General features: G+C 59.9%; 12 protein-coding genes. 4 read left to right on the forward strand and 8 right to left on the reverse strand.

What is annotated here, in order from left to right; all coding sequences use genetic code 11:
- A partial coding sequence (carA, locus tag NW835_RS08990; protein WP_414415096.1) for a glutamine-hydrolyzing carbamoyl-phosphate synthase small subunit occupies positions 1 to 873 on the forward strand: 873 nt, incomplete at its 5' end.
- An 8-nt stretch (positions 874 to 881) separates the two neighbouring features.
- Here carA and NW835_RS08995 read toward each other — a convergent pair.
- The 3 genes from NW835_RS08995 to NW835_RS09005 form a co-directional block, all read right to left on the reverse strand.
- Positions 882 to 2,414, reverse strand: a complete 1,533-nt coding sequence (locus NW835_RS08995; protein ID WP_414415097.1) for a UDP-N-acetylmuramoyl-L-alanyl-D-glutamate--2,6-diaminopimelate ligase — start codon at positions 2,412 to 2,414, stop codon at positions 882 to 884.
- A 69-nt stretch (positions 2,415 to 2,483) separates the two neighbouring features.
- Positions 2,484 to 4,250 carry an ABC transporter ATP-binding protein gene (locus tag NW835_RS09000; RefSeq protein WP_414415098.1) on the reverse strand — a complete coding sequence of 589 codons (1,767 nt, stop codon included), beginning with the start codon at positions 4,248 to 4,250 and terminating at the stop codon, positions 2,484 to 2,486.
- A 59-nt stretch (positions 4,251 to 4,309) separates the two neighbouring features.
- Positions 4,310 to 5,488, reverse strand: a complete 1,179-nt coding sequence (locus tag NW835_RS09005) for a 1-deoxy-D-xylulose-5-phosphate reductoisomerase (protein ID WP_414415099.1) — start codon at positions 5,486 to 5,488, stop codon at positions 4,310 to 4,312.
- Positions 5,489 to 5,790: 302 nt separating this feature from the next.
- On the opposite strand from NW835_RS09005, the gene NW835_RS09010 reads away from it, so the two are divergent.
- Together NW835_RS09010 and rpsU are read left to right on the forward strand one after the other, a co-directional pair.
- Positions 5,791 to 7,062, forward strand: a complete 1,272-nt coding sequence (locus NW835_RS09010; RefSeq protein ID WP_414415100.1) for a trypsin-like serine protease — start codon at positions 5,791 to 5,793, stop codon at positions 7,060 to 7,062.
- 82 nt (positions 7,063 to 7,144) lie between these two features.
- On the forward strand, positions 7,145 to 7,330 hold the full coding sequence (gene rpsU, locus NW835_RS09015; RefSeq protein ID WP_011429105.1) for a 30S ribosomal protein S21: 186 nt from the start codon (positions 7,145 to 7,147) through the stop codon (positions 7,328 to 7,330).
- Between the two features lie 397 nt (positions 7,331 to 7,727).
- Here the strand turns inward: rpsU and NW835_RS09020 are convergent, their stop codons facing one another.
- The 5 genes from NW835_RS09020 to NW835_RS09040 all read right to left on the reverse strand — a co-directional run bounded on the left by NW835_RS09020 (position 7,728) and on the right by NW835_RS09040 (position 14,121).
- On the reverse strand, positions 7,728 to 11,462 hold the full coding sequence (locus NW835_RS09020) for a PAS domain S-box protein (RefSeq protein WP_414415101.1): 3,735 nt from the start codon (positions 11,460 to 11,462) through the stop codon (positions 7,728 to 7,730).
- 148 nt (positions 11,463 to 11,610) lie between these two features.
- Complete coding sequence (locus NW835_RS09025; protein ID WP_414415102.1) at positions 11,611 to 12,162, reverse strand: hypothetical protein; 552 nt, start codon at positions 12,160 to 12,162, stop codon at positions 11,611 to 11,613.
- 80 nt (positions 12,163 to 12,242) lie between these two features.
- Positions 12,243 to 12,851, reverse strand: a complete 609-nt coding sequence (locus NW835_RS09030) for a Uma2 family endonuclease (protein WP_414365913.1) — start codon at positions 12,849 to 12,851, stop codon at positions 12,243 to 12,245.
- Between the two features lie 27 nt (positions 12,852 to 12,878).
- Positions 12,879 to 13,463, reverse strand: coding sequence for a Uma2 family endonuclease (locus NW835_RS09035; RefSeq protein WP_414415103.1), 585 nt, complete (start codon positions 13,461 to 13,463; stop codon positions 12,879 to 12,881).
- 58 nt (positions 13,464 to 13,521) lie between these two features.
- Complete coding sequence (locus NW835_RS09040; protein WP_414415104.1) at positions 13,522 to 14,121, reverse strand: Uma2 family endonuclease; 600 nt, start codon at positions 14,119 to 14,121, stop codon at positions 13,522 to 13,524.
- A gap of 175 nt (positions 14,122 to 14,296) precedes the next feature.
- Between NW835_RS09040 and csx2 the strand changes: the two genes are divergently transcribed.
- Positions 14,297 to 15,102 (forward strand): TIGR02221 family CRISPR-associated protein (gene csx2, locus NW835_RS09045; protein ID WP_414415105.1); only part of this gene is annotated, 806 nt, incomplete at its 3' end.

Here is a 15,102-nt window from a genome sequence, read left to right on the forward strand (position 1 = left end):
TCCTGGCGCGCTACGGGGACGCTGCCTGAATACCTCAAACGGCAGGGGATTCCGGGGATTGCCGGGGTGGATACGCGGGCCCTGACGCGGCGGCTGCGCTCGCAAGGGGTGATGAACGGGGCCATCTCAACCGAGATCTTGGATCCGCAGGCGTTGCTGGAGCGGGTGCGCCAGGCCCCTTCCATGCAGGGGCTGAGCCTGGTGGCAGAGGTTACAACGCCCAAGCCCTACGAGTGGCTGGAGCCCACCCCCACCGATTGGGACTATGGCCGCAGCCAAGGGATCCGGATCCCGGATCCCCCCTTGCGGGTGGTGGCGCTGGATTTTGGCATCAAGCGCAACATCTTGCGCCGCCTGACTCGCTACGGCTGCCGCGTGATGGTGTTGCCGGCCCACGCCAGCCCGGAGGAGATCCTGAGTTACAACCCCGATGGGATTTTCCTCTCCAACGGGCCCGGGGATCCGGCGGCAGAGACAACGGCCATCCGCACCACCCAGGCGCTGCTGCAAAGCGGGAAGCCAATGTTTGGCATCTGTCTGGGCCACCAGATCCTCAGCCTAGCTCTGGGCGGATCCACCTACAAGCTGAAGTTCGGCCACCGCGGCCTCAACCACCCCTGTGGGCTGGAGCAGAAAGTGGAGATCACCAGCCAAAATCACGGCTTTGCGGTAGATGCCGCTTCGATCCCGGCGGAGGAAGCGGAAATTACTTACCTTAACTTCAATGACCGCACCGTGGCCGGGATCCGCCACCGGCACCTACCTTTGTTTTCCGTGCAGTATCACCCAGAGGCCAGCCCCGGCCCCCACGATGCCGACCATCTCTTCCGGGAGTTTGTGGAGCTGATGCTGCAGAAGAGAGGGCAGGAGTAGCCTAACCCTCACCCCCGGCCCCTCTCCCTGAGGGAAAGGGCGGCACGGGCTTCTTCCCGGTCGTCGAAGTGGATCTTCTCGGTGCCTAGGATCTGGTAGTCTTCGTGGCCTTTGCCGGCAATCACGACTGTATCGCCCGGCTGGGCCTCCAGGATGGCCAGGCGAATGGCTTGGCGGCGATCCACCTCCACCGCCCAGGGGGATCCAGGGATCCCGGCCAAAATGTCCTGCAGGATCTGCTGCGGATCCTCGGTGCGGGGGTTGTCGGAGGTCACCACCACCTGATCGGCCCAGGTGGCGGCAATGCGGCCCATCTGCGGGCGCTTGCCCCGGTCGCGATCCCCGCCACAGCCAAAGACGCAGATCAGCTGGCCTTGCACTTGCGGGCGCAGGGCCTTGAGCAGGTTTTCCAGCCCATCGGGGGTGTGGGCATAGTCCACGATTACCGTGATGTCCTGCCCCGGCAGGCTCACCCGCTCCATCCGCCCCGGCACACCGGGAAAACGGGGCAGGGCCGACTGGATAACCTCAACCGGGATCCCCAGGTGCAGCGCCACCCCTACTGCCGCCAGCAGGTTGGCCAGGTTGAAGGATCCCACCAGCGGCGCTGCCACAGCAAAGCTGCCCAAAGGGGTGTGCAGGGTTGCCTGCAGGCCGTTGGGGTGAAGTTGAACGTCGCTGGGCCAGAGGGCAGGGATCCCTTCGAGGGGCTGCAGGGAGTAGGCCCAGGGCTCCAGAGGGGCTGGGATGGCTTCGAGCAGCCGCCGTCCGCCCTCGTCGTCGGCGTTGACCACCGCTCGCCCCTGCAAGTACTCCGGCCGGAACAGGGTGGCCTTGGCCTGCCAGTAGTTTTCCATGCTGCCGTGGAAATCCAGGTGATCCTGGGTGAGGTTGGTCCAGACGGCAGCGGCAAAGCTACACCCCCAAGCCCGATCCTGGGCCAGGGCATGGGAGCTGACCTCCATCACCGCCACCTCGGCGCCGGCTGCCTTGGCTTCTCTCAGGCTGCGCTGCAGCTCCAGCGGAAACAGGGTGGTGTGGGGGGCTACCTGGCAGTGGCCGGGCCAGCGGTTGTAGAGGGTGCCCAGCAAGGCAGTGGGGCGACCGGCAGCCTGCAGCAGATGTTCGATGAGATGGGTGGTGGTGGTTTTGCCGTTGGTGCCCGTCACCCCTACCAAGGTAAGCTGGCGGGCCGGAAAGCCATAGAAGGCTGCCGCCACCTGGGCCACAGCCCGGTTCAGGCCGGCGCGGGGCCACACCAAAATGGGCTGACTGCTCCCTTCAGCCTCTCCGCTGACTTGCTTCCACGCCTCCTGCGAGATGAGAGCCGCCACCGCTCCTCCGGTAAGCGCCGCCCGGACAAACTCGCCGCCATCGACACGGGATCCCGGCATCCCCAAAAAGAGATCCCCGGCCTGCACTTGGCGCGAGTCAGTGCACAGACCCCTGACCTGCACCCCCTCCAGGGATCCCTGAACCAACTGGGGTTGGATCCCGGCTTGGCCGAGCAATTGGCGCAGATCGATCCCGTTGCTTCCCATGCTTTTGCCCCTCCCCACAGCCTTGCAGCTTAGGGTAGCCGCTGGGCCGGCTTTCTGGCCAGAGAAAACCTAGGCCAGGGCCTCTTCCAGCTTTTGCTTGGCCCAGAGGCGGGCGTAGAGGCCGTCGGCATCGGCCAACAACTGGGCATGGGATCCCTGCTGCACGATGCGACCTTGGTCCATGACCCAGATCTGATCCGCCTCCACCGCCGCCGTGAGGCGATGGGTAATCAAGATTACCGTTTTCTGGGCCGTGGCCTGGCGCAGGTGGCGGAGAATGGCCTGGGCCGTCTGGTTGTCCACGCTGGAGAGGCAGTCATCCAAAATCAAAATCGGCGCGTCCACCAGCAACGCCCGCGCCAGGGCCACCCGCTGCCGCTGGCCGCCAGAAAGGGTGATGCCCCGCTCCCCCACCAGCGTGTCATAGCCCTTGGGAAAGTGGAGGATCTCGGCGTGGATGTGGGCGGCTTTGGCGGCCCATTCCACCTCCCAATCTTCCGCCTGGGGCTTGCCGTAGCGGATGTTGTCCCGAACGGTGGCGCTGAAGAGGAAGCTCTCCTGGGGCACGTAGGCAATGGCGCGGCGCAGGGATCCCAGTTGAAGCTGGGTAATATCCTGCCCATCCAAAAACACTTGCCCCGGCTGGATCTCCAGCAGGCGGGGCAGGGCATTGGCCAGGGTGGACTTGCCCGCCCCAATCGGCCCCACCACCGCCACCAGTTGCCCTGGCTCGATGCAAAAGTGCAGATCCTGCAGCGCCGGTGTTGCGGATCCCGTATTGGCATAGGCAAAAGTCATCCCCCTAGCCTCGATACGCCCCTGCACCTTTTCCAGAGGCAGCGGCAGAGCCTGGGGGGCATCGCGGATGGTGGGCTCCACCCGCAGCAAGGCGTCGATCCGCTCCAGGCTGACCTGGCCCCGCTGGTAGGCGGTGATGGTAAAGCCCAGCAAAGCGGTGGGAAATACCAGCCGTTCCACGTAGAGGGTGAGGGCGGAAAAATCCCCAATCGTCAGCCGCCCCGCGGCAATCTGCGGCCCCCCCACTGCCAACAACAGCAGCAGGCTCAGGCTAACCAAAGCCACCAGGGAGGGGAAAAGCAGGTTGCGGGTGAGGGCCAAGCGCAAATTGGCCTGCAGCAGCCGCTCGTTGCGGCGGCGAAACTCCCGCTGCTCGTGCTCTTCCTGGGCATACACCTTGATCAGGGTGATGCCGTTCATGTCCTCCTGGATGAGATCGCTCAGATTGGCCAGCTCCTGCTGCACCTGAAGCTGCTCCTGCTGCAGACGGGTGCTGGTCAACTTCACCAGCCCGAGCATCACCGGAAACACCGATAGGGCCAAGGCGCTCAGACGTGGCTCAATACCCAACATGGCCGGCAGCGTAGTGCCGTAGGCAAAGATTGTATTGGCCAAATTGAGCAGGGCAAAGCCCAGTAGGCGGCGGACATTTTCCACATCGCTGGTGATGCGGGTGAGAATATCCCCGATGGTCTGCTGGGCAAAGTAGGAAGGCTGCAGGGTAAGCAAATGCTCGAAGATGGCCTGCTTGAGGCGAAACTCCACCTGCCGCCCTACGCCAAACATCCACACCCGCGAGGCAATGCGAATGCCCATCATCAGGGTGGAGACAACCAGCACCACCAGAGCGTAGAGGGCGATGCGGCTGGGCGACAGCGCGGCCAGGTTCTGGCTGAGATCATCGATGGCCAGCTTGACATACCAGGGCAGGAACACCCCCAGCCCGTTCACCACCAGCAGGGATCCAATGCCCAGCGCCACCTGGCGCCGATAGGGGCGCAGATAATGGGCCAGTTGTCGGAGATGGGATCCCGCCACTCAGGTGCTCCTCCAGCTTCTTCCCACTCTAGCGCTGGGCCGGATCCCCCCGGTAGGGATTAGGCCAGAACCTGCGCTGGGGCCTGCTGCGCCAAGAGTTCCACCTGCTGTCGCGCCCAGGCGTCTACCTCCAGAATGTCCTCCAGGCTTGGGGCGGGGATGACCTGGTGCCGCTCACACACCCGCTCCAGAAGGCGGGGGATATCCAAAAAACGAATGCGCTCTTGTAAGAACAAGGCCACGGCTGCCTCGTTAGCCGCATTCAACACCGCCGGCAGCGTCCCGCCCGCCCGCCCGGCGGCATAGGCCAGCTCCATGCAGGGATACTTGCGGTGATCCGGCGCCTTAAAAGTGAGGGATCCCAGCTTGACCAAGTCGAGGGGATCCCAAGGGGTGGTTAGGCGCTCCGGCCAACTGAGGCCGTAGAGAATGGGCAGGTGCATATCCGGCCAGCCCAACTGGGCCAGAACCGAGGTATCGGCTAGCTCAATCAGGGAGTGAACGATGCTCTGGGGGTGGATGAGGATTTCGATGTGGTCATAGTCCAAGCCAAACAGCCAGTGGGCCTCGATCACCTCCAAGCCCTTGTTCATCAGGGTGGCCGAGTCGATGGTGATCTTGCGCCCCATCACCCAGTTGGGGTGTTTGAGGGCATCCGCCAGAGTTGCCCGATCCAGTTGCTCGGCAGGCCAATCGCGAAAGGCCCCCCCTGAGGCTGTCAGCCAGATGCGGCGCAGGGATCCCGCTGGCACCCCCTGCAAACATTGGAAGATGGCCGAATGCTCCGAGTCCACCGGGATGAGCTTGACGCCGTGCTTTTGCACCAGGGGCAGCACCACCGGGCCGCCTGCCACCAGGGTCTCTTTGTTGGCCAGGGCAATGTCCTTGCCGGCGCGGATGGCGGCCAGCGTAGGCAAGAGGCCGGCACAGCCAACGATCCCGGTCACCACCCGCTGGGCCGCGGGGTAGGCTGCCACCTGGCACAGACCCTCCGTGCCCGCCACCAACTCCGGCAGGGGTCGCATCCCGGTCAGCAGCGACCGCAGTTCCGGCAGCAGCTCCTCCCGGCCAACGGCCACAATCTGGGGGCGAAACCGCCACACCTGTTCCGCCAGGAGGGTAACATTGCTGTAGCTACTCAAGCCGACAACCCGAAAGCGATCGGGATACTGGGCCACCAAGTCCAGAGTTTGGGTGCCAATCGAGCCGGTGGAGCCGAGCAAGGTGATAGCCTGCATGGGTGATCCCTTTGCACTGGAGTGTCTGGGTTGCCAAAGAATGGCGGCCTGCCGGCGCGGACTTCCCCTGGCACAGCGTGCCCTGGGCTCCACCTCACAAGGGCTAGACCTGCCTCTCGCCCTTCATATTATCTTTGTCTGTGCTAGGCTGCTCTCCTAAGTTAAGCACCTCCGCGGGAATGCCGCGGTGGCGCTAGGGATCCGCCAAAGGCTAGCCTTTGGCCAACTGAGAGCCCAGTCCCTAAGCAAGCAGGGCTGATACCCTGAAGCTGGCTGGGGAACCCCCGCTGGAAAAGCTGCCCATGTTTGGCTCCGCAGAAGCTTTTGTCCGTCTCAAGGCAAGCAGCGCTTGGCGAGCTGTTCTCGGACTATGGCTAGTTCTAGGCGTGAGTGCCTGTGGCGGCGGCACTTCGGGTGGTTCTTTCTCCCCCCTCCGAGGACAAATTGAGGGATCCCACTTTGACGACCTCAACGGCAATGGCCTGCGGGATCCGGGAGAGCCGGGGCTGGCCGGCATCACCACCTTTTTGGACTTAAACGGCAATGGTCGCCTCGATGGGGGGGAGCCCAGCACCCTCAGCGATGCCAACGGCAACTTCCGCTTTTCCAACTTGCCCCCTGGCACCTACCGCGTCACCGCCCTTTTGCCCCCAGGGCGGGTGTTTACTGGGCCGCCCTCAGGCTTAGGTCGGATTGTCGGCGGCAGGCCGGCCCAGCCGGGGGCCTTTCCCTGGATGGTGGCCCTGCTGAACGCGGCGGAGCCGGATCCTTTTCAGGCGCAGTTTTGCGCCGGATCCCTGGTTGCTCCGGAGTGGGTGCTCACCGCCGCCCATTGCTTCTTCAATGATCAAGGCCAGCGGGTGGTGAACGCCCGCAGCCTGGATCTGTTGGTGGGAACAACCCGTCTGCAGGTTAGCGCCGGCCAGCGCATTCGCGCTGCGCAAATCGTCATCCACCCCGGCTACAATCCCCAGGTGGGGCAACTGGGGGGGAACGATCTTGCCCTGGTGCGCCTCTCGCGGCCGGTGGCTCTGGCCACCCTGCCCCTGGTGCAGCCCAACCAAACCAGCCTGACTGCCCCCGGCACGTTGGCCACCATTCTGGGTTGGGGGGCCACCTCCCCCCGCGACCTTGACCAAGAACCCAGCGGCTTTGCTCTGGATCTGCAACAGGCCGAAGTTCCCATCGTCGCCAACGAGGTGTGCAACGCGCCCCAGTCTTACAATGGCATCATTTTAGATACCATGCTCTGCGCTGGCTTTCCCCAAGGGGGTGTGGATACCTGTCAGGCCGACAGCGGCGGTCCTTTGCTCGTACCCAGCGGCAGCGGCTTTGCTCTGGCCGGAATCACCAGTTTTGGCAAAGGCTGCGCCCAGCCCAATTTCTACGGGGTGTATACGCGGGTGTCCAGCTTTGCCGGGTTTGTGCAATCGGTAACCGGCACTGCCCCCAGCCCAATGCCAGTTCCAACACCCTCCCCTTCTCCTACCGTAGGGGCGACGGTCTCTTTGACGGTGAACCTGCGAGAGGGGGAGGTGGTTTCCGGAGTCAACTTCGGCAGCCGCGCCCAATAGGTAGGCCGGAGATGGTTTAGGATAGGGATCCCTGTTGTATCCAAGTCCGTTTTTGTTGATTGACGGAGGAGATGTCTTTCTTATGACTCAAGTGACGATTGGCGAAAACGAAGGGATTGAATCCGCGCTGCGCCGCTTCAAGCGCCAGGTCTCCAAGGCAGGCATTTTGCGGGATCTGCGCAACCATCGCCACTTTGAAACCAACCTGGAAAAGCGCAAGCGCAAAGCAGTAGCCATGCGGCGCAACCGCCGCAAATCGATGGCCTAGTCCTCTTCTCTTCAGTTACGGGATGTGGGTGGGCTAAAGCCCCTCTGCTTTAGTGGGGGAAGGAAGCCAACTTGGGGGCTTTAGAGATGTTACCATTCTCGCGGCCCAAGGCAGCTACGTGCCTATTACACAGCAGAGTAGCTTGGTAGCCCCGTACTAAGTGCTCCGCGCTGCTAGCACGAGTAGTGCGGGGTGGAAAAGCCTTCGAGCGACTTAAGTCGCTCCCCAATGATGCAGGTCGTTACTATAGCTTTGGGTCGCCACTCAGCAACCATGGACTACGGATGCCAACAGGTTCTGATTCAGGACAGGAAGCTAGTAGCCCTACTGAAGTACCTCTGCCAGCAGTCCAACAAGGTCTACAACTGCGCTTTGTACTACGCCCGCCAAGTCTCTTTCATAGCTGCGGCAGATGGGGCAGGTGGAGCGTAAAGGTTGTCCAGCCGGCGGTGCTGCTCACCTCGATGGATCCCCGCAACTGATCCACCATCTGCTTCACCAAGGCCAAGCCCAGCCCCGTGCCCCCTTCCTTCCAGGGATCCTTGCTGGGAATGCGGTAAAAGCGCTCAAAGATGCGCGTCAGCTCCTCGGCAGGGATCTCTTGGCTGTTGCTAACCTGGATGCGGCTTTGAGGATTTTCCGTTTCAATTTGCAAGCGGATGGATCCCTGGGCCGGCGTGTATTTCACGGCATTGTGCAAAAGCTCGCGCAGGATCCTGCTCAACAGCAGGCGATCCGTCGTGAGGCTGCTTTCTAGGGGGACGCTGGCTTGAAAGCTCTGCCCCTTGGCGCGGGCCCGCTCCTCGGTAACGGTCAGCAGATCCCCCAGCAGCTCCCGCCAGGTGAGGGCTTGCACCTGCAGAGCATAGGCCCCCGCCTGCAGGCGCTGCAGATCCAGCAGGTCGTTGATGAGCTCGATTTCCCGCTGGCATTCTCGCTCGGCAATGCTTAGATATTGAGCTCGCTTTTCGGGGGAGGGAGCCATCTGCAGCATCTTCAGAGCCATCTTCAAGCTGGTCAGGGGGGTGCGCAGCTCGTGGCTGACGGTGCTGATAAAGTCATCTTTAAGACGGTTAAGCCGCTCCAGGGCTTGCACCTGCTCTTGGGCAGCTTGGAACAGGCGCGCCTGGCGCAGCCCAATGGCGCATTGGTTGGCCACCTGCTGGATCAGTTGGATCTCCTGGTTGTCAAAAGGACGTGCAGCCGAGCGAAAAATCCACAGATCCCCCAGCACCTGGCCTTTGTCTAGCAAGGGACAAGCCATCACCACCTGGCGGTTTTCTGGAGCCCTCCCTGAGAAGCAAAATAGACAAAGCTGTCCTCTGAGCAGTTGCCGGTGAATGTCGTCGTAGGGCCCTCCCACTAGGGGTAGAGAAACGTTCAGGTAGGAAGCGGAGCGGGGGCAATACTCGTAGCTGATGGTGGAAAGGGTGAGGTCGGCGTTGTAAAGACCGATATCGCAGCCATCGGCATCTAGGCTCTCTCCCAGCTCGCGCACGGCGGTGTTGAGGATCTCAGCTTCGTCGAGAGAATCGCGCACGCGGTCGGTGATGCGTTTTAGGATGGCCTCAAATTGCAAAGCCTGCTCCAGCTCGGCGGTGCGCTGCTGCACCTTCTCCTCCAGCGTTTGGTTCAGGGCTTTTACCTGCTCGTAAAGCTGGGCCTGCTGCAAGGCAATGGCCAATTGCTCCGCTAGCTCTTGCAAAAGCTTGATCTCCCACTCTTGCCAAGGACGGCTGGCGCGGCAGTGCTGCGCCACCAAGAGGCCCCAGAGCTCCTCCCCCCGCCGAATTGGGATCACCAAGTTGGCCTGAGCCTGGAAAGAGTCCAAGAGCTCCCGATAGCAGGGATCCAAAGGGGCCGTGGCCACATTGTCGATGGCCTGCACAAAGCCCTGCTGGTACTTACGATAGCAGGGATCCTGGCGAAAGCAAGCATCCCACACGGAGCGGCCCAAGTGGCTGGGGCAGGGATCCAGGACGGACTCGGCGGCTACAAATCCCCCTATGCCCTCCTGCAACTGGTAGATCATCACCCGATCCACCTGGAGAAACTCTCGCACTTCCGCCGCCGTGGTTTGCAGGAGGGGCTGCAAGTCCAGCTTCTCGCGGATCCGGCGCAGCAGGGATCCCAGAAGTTTTGCTCGCTCTGCCTCTTGCAGCAGCAGATCCTGGGCTTCTTTGAGAGGGGTTATATCCACAGCAATGCCGCAAACGGCATAGGGATCCCCTTGCCAATCCCGCAGGGCAAACTTGGTGATCCACGTTTCTTGCTTTTTGCCGTCTCGACAAATGGTGCGCTCATAGCTGATGGGAGCGGGAGACTGAATGGCTCTTTGATCTTCCTTGCGCAACTCCAGAGCTTCCTCTGGCGAGAAGAACTCCGTATCGGCCTTGCCGAGAACTTCTTCTGGGAGTTTACCGTTTTTTTGCAGGTAAGCTTGATTGACCTGTAAGTAGCGGCCCTGCAAATCTTTAACAAAGATGGGAAAAGGGATCCCGTCGAGGATGGCCTTGAGACGGGCCTCGCTCTCTTGCAGGGCCAGCTCCGCCTCTTTTTGCTCGGTGATATCTTCTGTGATGCCGGCAATGCGGATCACTTCTTGCTGTTCATTGAAAATAGGTCGGCAGGAAGTTCGCAACCAGCGCACCCGACCATCTCGATGGAAAATGCGATAGGTAACCGGCTTCTCTCCTTGGATAACTTGAGGTACGGCTTGCAGAACCTGAGGCAGATCTTCGGGGTGGATCGTGTCTTTCCACAGATCCGGCTTCTGGTAAAACTCCTCCGGCGTGTATCCCCAGATCTGCTTGCACTGAGGGCTTTTGTACAGGGATTGACTGAGATCCGGAGAATAGACAAAGAAGCTCACTGGCACAGCTTCGGCCATTTCCCGGAAGCGGGCTTCGCTTTCCCGCAGCGCCAGTTCCGCCTCTTTTTGCTGGGTAATGTCGCGGGTGCTGCAGACGATTCCTGCCACCGCAGGATCCTGCAAAAGATTAGTACAGCGGCTCTCTAGCCATACCCAATGGCCATCCGCATGCTGCATTCGATAGATAAAGCTGAGCGTTTCGCCAGGTCGAGCCTTGAGGTGTTCAAGAGCACTGGCAACAATCTGCCGATCTTCTGGGTGAACCCAATCCAAAGGTATAGGTTCTCCCTCCTTAGGACAACGACCTAAAATTTTTTCAGCAACCGGGCAATTGAAGGGATAGACCAAGCCTTGGGCATCGATCCGGCACAAAATGTCGTGGCTGTTGTTGAGAAAGGCGCAAAAGCGCTCCTGTTGTTCTCGAACCTGCTGTTCCAGCCGCTTTTGTTCCGTAATGTCCAAGGCAATGCCGAGGCACCCCAAACCTTTGGACTCATCCTGCAGCTTCACGGCCAGGCGATAGACATAGCGCTCTTGGCCTTGAATGATTTCCTTGCCCTCCACTTGGGAAACCCCTTGCCGCTCTATGTCGGCTAGAGTTTGGGGAGCGCGCTCCAGCCACCGGGGGTACTGCTGAGCCATCTCTTGCAGGGAAGTGCCCAGCAGGTCGCCAAACCAGGCACGGTCGGTGGCATTTTGCAAAATCAGCACCCCCTGGGGATCCCTGGCCCATATGGCTGCCGGCAGGGCATCCAAGAGGGCTTGCAATTGGGCTTCCCGCAGCCGCAGATTGTCTTCCAGTTGCTTCTGCTTGGTGATGTCTCGGCCGACCCCGCGAATAAACCGCAGCCGGCCCCGCCGGTCGAAGATGCCCTGGTTGATCCACTCAAACCACCGCACCTGTCCCGCCGCGTCCACCATCCTAACAACCCTCGTGAAGGTGGGCTGCTGAGGGGTGAGCTGGGCTATCTGCTGCCGCACCTGCTCTTGCTCCTCTGGCAACAAGGCCTCGATCCAGCGCCGGCCCCGCCAATCGCCCAAAACCCTCTGATGGACTTCGTTGCACTCCAGCAACGTCGTATCGGGCCGCGCCAGGGTGACGATGTCGGGAAAACCAACCTGGGCCTGATGCAGCCGTCGCCTTTGCCAGAAGACAAGCGCCAGGAAAGAGGCTGCCCACAAAAGCAGCCACGGCCAGTTGCGCAAAGCATCCCTGACGACTAGGCTAACGGTTTCTAGAGTCTCCTCAGGAATAGTCATGACGGCTTAGCATTGCCGAAATTCTGTTCTGTGAAGGTTCGCAAAAGCACCTATCCAAATTCACACCCATTCTCGACAGCTTTCCAAGGATTGCCAAGTACTACAATCAACAGCTCACGTGGCTTCGGGAGCTACGCAAGAGGAAACCTCACGGGTTCATATAGGCCTGAATCCAGCCTGCCAGCCGCTGCGCCAAGGCAAGGGCTTCCGGCTCGCCTTTTTTGATCGCCGATTGGCTACTGAAACAAGCGATCACTTCTTCAAGCTCTTGTTCAAAAACCTGGGGACGGAACTGCAACCGCACCTGAGCTTGTATCTGAAAGCTTTCCTGTGCTTCTTTATCCAAGATCTCTTGTCCCAGCCGCTGCAGCCGCACCCCTTGCAATTGGGCGAGAGGATAAGAGAAGACCTGCTGCCGCCAGATCCCCCAAGGGCCACCCAGCCGGGTCAGGGTCACCCGCTGCCGCTCCCGATCCACACTCAAGATCTGCCCCAGCCCCCAAGGGATCCCAATCCCCAGGCCCGCTACTACAGCCAGCAGCCCCAGCAGGGGGGAAGGCTGCCAGAGCTGGGATCCCAGCGCCAACAACCCCAGCCCCGCCCCCACCCGCCAGGCCAGCTGCTCAGGGGTAAACCTTTGCAGGGCAATCCGCAGCCGCCTGGGGGTGCGCTCCAGAACTTGCAGGTGAACCAGCGCCATGGAAGGGGATCCCGTTTTTGGGGCCAGTTTACCAGGTGCCGCGGAACCCTGGAGGGTTTTGTTGCTAGGTTGGCAAAGAACTAAAACTCAGGTTCGGCAAAAAACTCCGACAAATCCAAGGCAAACCCAGGGATCACCTCTTCGCCTTCTAGGATGTCGCCTGGCCGCTTCAGTGCTGTGGGCTCAGGCTGACGGTAAACCAAAACATACTTTTCTTCGGGATGAATAAGCCAAACAAGGCGGGATCCGTTCTCAAAATAATCGACGATCTTGTTGTGGATCTCTCCTACAGTGTTGTCATCAGAGAGAACTTCCACAACCAAATCTGGGGATCCCTCGATATAACCCTTGGGGATCCCGCCAAGGGATCGCAGCCGCTCTTTGGAGAAGAAAGAACAATCTGGGGAGCGGCGATTGCCGGATTTCATTTTAAACGAAGTGTCGGAATCGAAGACAACACCCATTTTTTGGGCTCTAACATAGGCAGTCAGGAAAAAACTGATTAAACTAACGTAGTAGCCATGTCTTGCACCCGCTGAGCCCATCGCAATTAATTTTCCATTTACAACTTCGTAGCGATTGCCATCATCGGGCAGAGCCATAAACTCTTCATCAGTCCAAATCTTCCCAGAAGCTGTTGCAGAGCTTTCGGTAGGTTCCTTTGCTAGCCTTTCCAGAGCTTCAATCATGGTAGCCCTCTCAGATAGCTAAAACAACTAAGGGATCCCAGCCTGGGCAAACACATCCTGGGGAACAACCTTCAAGCCCGGCAAGAAATCATCTTGGATGGCTTGGGATCCTGTAAAAGTCTTTGGTGGGGCATCGGGGTAGAAGACAGTGATACTCTTGGCCTGCGGATCTACAATCCAAACGCGGGGGATCCCAGCTTCCAGATAGTCCGCTGCCTTTTGAACCACAGCCCCAAAACTCTGGCCGGGAGAAAGAATCTCCACTACCAGTTCGGGAGCTGTTGGACAAGGGCCATCTTCCTCAAGCTGCCCCGGCCAGCGTTCAAATGAGACATAAAGCAAGTCAGGAACGGGAAGCCACTCCTGACCCCGCCTTTGCAAAACAATTGCCAGCTCTGGGTATACGTCCCCCTTGCCTTGACACCACGCGTCCAAAATGAAAAGCAATCGCTTCTGCAGAGAGGCATGAAATCTCTGAGGGGACATCGGCACATCTTTGGGGAAAGCTTGCCCATCAACCAGCTCATAGGTCACATCTTCCTCTGGCAAGGCAAGAAACTGTTCTGGAGTGAGTTTTTGATGGGAAGCTGATACCTCTGCAGTTGATAGCATCACGAGTTCCTCATCGCTAACTCTCTTCTTGACTCCAGCTCAAACTTGGCTGAGCCGGCTAAGGGATTCCAGCCTGGGCAAACACATCCTGGGGAACAACCTTCAAGCCCGGCAAGAAATCATCTTGGATGGCTTGGGATCCTGTAAAAGTCTTTGGTGGGGCATCGGGGTAGAAGATGGTGATGCTCTTGGCCTGCGGATCCACAATCCAAACGCGAGGGATCCCGGCCTCTAGATAGTCCGCTGCTTTTTGAGCCACAGCCCCAAAACTCTGACTGGGAGAAAGAATCTCCACTACCAGTTCGGGAATGGCCGAACAGGGCTCATCGGCCATGGCTTCAATTGGCAATCGCTCATGGGAAATGTAGGTGATGTCTGGGATCGGGATCCAGGGCTGCGCTTGTCGGGTAAGGAGAATTGCCCATTCAGTATGAGCAGATCCCGGCTTGGGGCACTCAGCAGCGGAGCACCAGTCCTCAAGGATTCGCCAAAGGATGGGCTGGAGACGAGCATGGAAGCGCTTTGGCGACATGGGTTCATGTTTGGGAATAGCTTGTCCGTCGACCAGCTCGTAGGTAATATCTTCCTCTGGCAAGGCGAGAAACTGTTCGGGAGTGAGTTTTTGATGAGAAATCGATAGCTTTTCGATCGAGAGCATGCCAGGATCCCCATCGTTCCAGAGGCCAACTGCTTCCTAGGCTAACTCTGGCCTCTTTCCACCTTCACTGCTTGGGAAAAGGCGTCTTGTTTTCGTGAAGGGGGGGCTTCCAGGTCGCGGTAGCTTGCAGGCGGTTGTGCTTTGATGCTTTGCAGACCCAACCGCGAGGATCCCCATGGCTAAAACCCTTTTGACCACCCTGGGCACCGGCGATTACACCGAGACGGTGTATTGTTTTGAGGAGCGGCGGGCAGAGAAAACCTGCTACGTTGCCAAAGCCCTCTGCCAGCTCTTTGAGATTGACAGAATTATCCTCCTGCTGACGGAAGAGGCCCGTGCCAAGCACTGGAGCCGCCTGCAGGAAGATCTACCTCCCCATGTGGAGAAGGTGGCCAAAGGCATTCCTGAGGGCAAAACCGAGGCGGAGACCTGGGCCATCTTCGACGTGCTGGTTGACAGCATCGAGCCCAACACCCGGCTGTTTTTTGATATCACCCACGCCTTTCGCTCCATCCCCCTGCTGGTGCTCTTGGGAGCTGCCCTTTTGCGCAAGGCCAAAAATGTCGAGATCCAGGGGCTCTACTACGGCCTCTACCGCCCTGGTCAGGCAGAAACCCCCATTATCGATCTCACCCCCGCCCTTCGGCTTTTGGACTGGCTGACGGCCACCGACAAGTTCATCAGCACCGGCTCAGCCCTGGAGCTGGGACAGCTTTTGGACAGGGTTCAACGGGACTTTTACCGGCAGCAAAAGCCCGGCAAAGGGGATCCCAGGCCCACCCGGCTGCAGAGCTTTGGGCAAGCCATCCGCGACAACGCTGAGCAAAAGGTGTATTCCTACCTGGGCATCCAGGCGCAGCGCAAGCGGAAAAACCCCGCCATCAAGCTGATCGTGGCCGGCTGCGTGGCCCAGCAGGAGGGAGAGCGGCTGCTACGCCGCGTCCCAGAGCTCGACCTGGTCATGGGCCCCCAGTACGTCAA

This window comes from Synechococcus sp. OH2, assembly GCF_047462155.1.
Taxonomy (GTDB): domain Bacteria; phylum Cyanobacteriota; class Cyanobacteriia; order Thermostichales; family Thermostichaceae; genus Thermostichus.

Bases quoted from the DNA above. Each gene is read 5' to 3' on its own strand.
- NW835_RS08995 (WP_414415097.1), bottom strand. From the start codon at position 2,414: ATGGGAAGCAACGGGATCGATCTGCGCCAATTGCTCGGCCAAGCCGGG.
- NW835_RS09005 (WP_414415099.1), bottom strand. From the start codon at position 5,488: ATGCAGGCTATCACCTTGCTCGGCTCCACCGGCTCGATTGGCACCCAA.
- NW835_RS09010 (WP_414415100.1), top strand. From the start codon at position 5,791: ATGTTTGGCTCCGCAGAAGCTTTTGTCCGTCTCAAGGCAAGCAGCGCT.
- rpsU (WP_011429105.1), top strand. From the start codon at position 7,145: ATGACTCAAGTGACGATTGGCGAAAACGAAGGGATTGAATCCGCGCTG.
- NW835_RS09020 (WP_414415101.1), bottom strand. From the start codon at position 11,462: ATGACTATTCCTGAGGAGACTCTAGAAACCGTTAGCCTAGTCGTCAGG.
- NW835_RS09025 (WP_414415102.1), bottom strand. From the start codon at position 12,162: ATGGCGCTGGTTCACCTGCAAGTTCTGGAGCGCACCCCCAGGCGGCTG.
- NW835_RS09030 (WP_414365913.1), bottom strand. From the start codon at position 12,851: ATGATTGAAGCTCTGGAAAGGCTAGCAAAGGAACCTACCGAAAGCTCT.
- NW835_RS09035 (WP_414415103.1), bottom strand. From the start codon at position 13,463: ATGCTATCAACTGCAGAGGTATCAGCTTCCCATCAAAAACTCACTCCA.
- NW835_RS09040 (WP_414415104.1), bottom strand. From the start codon at position 14,121: ATGCTCTCGATCGAAAAGCTATCGATTTCTCATCAAAAACTCACTCCC.